5 protein-coding genes and 1 pseudogene are annotated in these 3,010 nt (G+C 50.1%); all 6 read right to left on the bottom strand.

The annotated features are described in order from the left end of the window. The coding region (locus EFBL_RS13485) for a tRNA (adenosine(37)-N6)-threonylcarbamoyltransferase complex transferase subunit TsaD (protein WP_096182638.1) at positions 1–923 on the bottom strand (923 nt) is incomplete at its 3' end. After that, complete coding sequence (nusB, locus tag EFBL_RS13480; protein WP_096182637.1) at positions 907–1,341, bottom strand: transcription antitermination factor NusB; 435 nt, start codon at positions 1,339–1,341, stop codon at positions 907–909. The genes EFBL_RS13485 and nusB, both read right to left, overlap by 17 nt. Before the next feature lie 92 nt (positions 1,342–1,433). Further along, the gene (locus EFBL_RS13475) at positions 1,434–1,658 is read right to left on the bottom strand and encodes a DUF2273 domain-containing protein (RefSeq protein ID WP_096182636.1); all 225 of its coding nucleotides are present in this window, start codon (positions 1,656–1,658) and stop codon (positions 1,434–1,436) included. A gap of 2 nt (positions 1,659–1,660) precedes the next feature. Next, positions 1,661–2,197, bottom strand: a complete 537-nt coding sequence (gene amaP, locus EFBL_RS13470) for an alkaline shock response membrane anchor protein AmaP (RefSeq protein ID WP_165912639.1) — start codon at positions 2,195–2,197, stop codon at positions 1,661–1,663. 68 nt (positions 2,198–2,265) lie between these two features. Next, positions 2,266–2,670 (bottom strand): Asp23/Gls24 family envelope stress response protein, encoded by a 405-nt coding sequence (locus EFBL_RS13465; RefSeq protein ID WP_096182634.1) that lies wholly within the window; start codon positions 2,668–2,670, stop codon positions 2,266–2,268. 94 nt (positions 2,671–2,764) lie between these two features. Continuing rightward, positions 2,765–3,010, bottom strand: a pseudogene (locus EFBL_RS21355) (acetyl-CoA carboxylase biotin carboxylase subunit); the annotation flags it as partial.

Here is a 3,010-nt window from a genome sequence, read left to right as displayed (position 1 = left end):
CCAATTCGAGCCACACCGTAAGCATTGTCTGTGGAATAGCTCGGATCGGCAAAAAAGAGGTCAGCTCCCACAGCCGGATGTTGAAGCCGGTGAAGAAGCCGTCTCCGTATGTGTAAATTGGCTGCGACTCCCCCCACAATCAAGACGGAACGCAATTGAGTTTGTTGCATTGCTTTCAATAGTACTTTTTCCAATCCCTTGGCGATGCAATCTTCCACTGCCCTAGCAATGCCGGCGGGGTCTGCCCCCGAATCGATCCATTTTCTGGCGGCTGTCTCCGGTCCTGAAAAGGACCAGTTAAATCCTTCCACAGGAGAGGGCAGACGAATGCCCTGAGCGTCTTCGGATGCTGTGGACGCCAATTTTTCCAAATGAGGACCGGCGGGAAAAGGAAGGCCCAAAGCCACGCCTACCCGGTCGATAAACTGTCCGGCATGAAGATCCCGGGAACTTCCCAACCGGGTGATTTCATATCCCGTTTCCCTCCTTCGGGCCAGAAGCAGGTCGGAGGTTCCCCCCGACAAATGAACAGCAAGAAATTCATCAGCCGGAGCACGGCCTGCAGTAGCTTCACCGGCAGCTATATGACCTTCCTGATGGCTTGTCCGATATAGGGGGATATGGAAGGAAGATGCCAGGGTTCTTGCCACGGACTCACCAGCGAGAAACACCGGCATGTAGGAACCTTCAACCGGTCTTGGGCGCACCGAAACACATATCGCTTCAAGCTGCCGCAACTCCCCCATTTTTTCGAACAGTTCGGGGAGGTTTTTGACATGTTGAAACAAAGCTGTCGATTGCTGCAGCCCCTGTTTCCCCGTCTCCACGGCAAGCGGTTTCCGCTGTTCGTTTACTATATGGCCCTCACCGTCAATCAGGCATAGGGAGGTGGTGTAATTGCTTGTATCAATTCCCAGAATCATTTTGCACGGAACTCCTCAATCGATCCAAATCAGGGAGCATTTTGCCAAGCACACCATTCACAAATTTGCCCGAATCGGCCGTGGAAAATGCCTTGGCCAGCTCAATCGCCTCATTAATGACAACTTTTGCCGGAGTATCTTGTTCATAGATCATCTCATACACAGCCATCCGCAAAATCGTAAGGTCAACGCTCGGCATCCGGTCCAGTTCCCAGCCAATGGAGTATTGCCTGATCAGACTGTCAATCTGAGGCAGGTTGTCATATGTGCCAGATACAAATTTTTCCAGAGAACCCCTGTCTATATCAGATCCGGCTTCTTCCAGAACGTGGCTGATGGCTTGTGGAACGGGAACCTCCCCCATGTGAATCTGAAACAAGCTTTGCAATACGCTTTCCCGTAATTGCCTGCGGCTCATCCTTTATATCCTCCATTCGCTTCCGCGTCACAATGTTTGGTTTTCATATAATTCCCCAACAACAAAAGAAATAGGGCATTCGAATCTCTGCCCTAGTCACGAGTTTTATTGGGAATCAAACGTTCTACCACATCTCGCCAATCTTCCTGGCTGTCCAGCCATCGTCCCACCAGATACCCCGCTACTATGAATCCAGCAAATACGATTGATTTCCAAAACCCGACAATCAGATACAGCACGCCCAGAATTGCACCTGTCAACATGCCCAGAGTTCGCAGGTTCGCCCTTTGCAGAAAATCCTTTATATGGTTCCACATCGTCATTCAACCCTCGATCGCGCAGATATTTTTCCGGCTTGCGATTTGGACAGGTCGTTTACATACACCACAATGTTCTGAACGTTTACACCGGATGTGGATTCGACATAATCTTTGACTTTTTGCTGAACGGAAGATGTGATCTGAGGGATGTCCAAATCCGGGTCTACCGAAATTCGAATCGCCACTCGCACCCCAACTTCGGAAGGACGCACTTTTGTCTTCAGATCGCTTACGCCTCTTACCAGACGGGCCGCCCTCTCCGCCAGGCTCTCAAGAGTTTGCACCGAAATCCGCACATCTCCATGTTCCGTTTTGTGAACGATGGCCAACGGCTCTTTGGATGCACCCGTCCGGATAAATACAAAGCGAAGGGCCACCAAAAACAAAACAGCGGCTGCTGCCAGAAACTCAAGGGGATAATGGGTATACATATCGTAAAGCCAATCTTGCCCAAGCACCTGAGCCCCCATTAACACGGACAAGAATGCAACCGCCAAAGCAAACAGTCCGAGAAGAATTCGATCTAAAGCACCCAAAAGCTTGTCCCTCCTCTGGTTGAATAAAAGCCCCCCTTTAGCCAACCATAGTTACAGGGGGGATCTGATTAACGAAGGCGATGAGTTACAGCCTCTTCTTCTTTTTCCTCCGTTTTGAAGGTAACGCCCAGAACATGGACATTGACTTCCACTACTTCAAGACCGGTCATGTTCTCGATGGCACGTTTCACGTTGGTTTGCACTTCATGTGCGACTTCCTGAATCTTGATGCCGAATTCCATGACAACGGACAGATCTACCGCACACTGTTTTTCGCCGACTTCAACCTTGACACCTTTTCCAAGGTTCTTGCGTCCCAGCAGTTCGGCGATCCCACCGGCCACACTGCCGCTCATGCCTGCAATGCCTCGCACTTCCGTTGCCGCAAGTCCCGCAATAATTTCAATAACCTCGGGAGCAATTCGGATTTGCCCCATTTCCGTAACGTCAAATTCCAGGTTATCTATTGACATTCCAATTCCCCCTTGTTTGTCCCGTACAATACCAATAGTATACCAGAGGGTGTAAATTATGACAATTTGTAGGCGGGGGCCGCGAAATCCAATCTTAAAGCGGGTACATTTCGAGAAATTTGGTGTTCACGTTTCCTTCGATAAAAGCAGGGTGACGCAACACTTTCAAATGAAAGGGAATGGTGGTCTTGATTCCCTCTATCTGAAATTCCTGCAACGCCCTCTCCATGCGGGCTATGGCTTCGAGTCTGGTGGGAGCCCATACGATCAGTTTGGCAATCATCGAATCGTAAAAAGGGGTCACCCTGTACCCGGGATAAGCCGCCGAATCGACACGCAC

The sequence above is a fragment of the Effusibacillus lacus genome, from assembly GCF_002335525.1.
GTDB classification, from domain to species: Bacteria; Bacillota; Bacilli; order Tumebacillales; family Effusibacillaceae; genus Effusibacillus; species Effusibacillus lacus.
The sequence above is the reverse complement of the archived record's forward strand: the minus strand, read 5'-3'. Positions and strand labels throughout refer to the sequence as shown.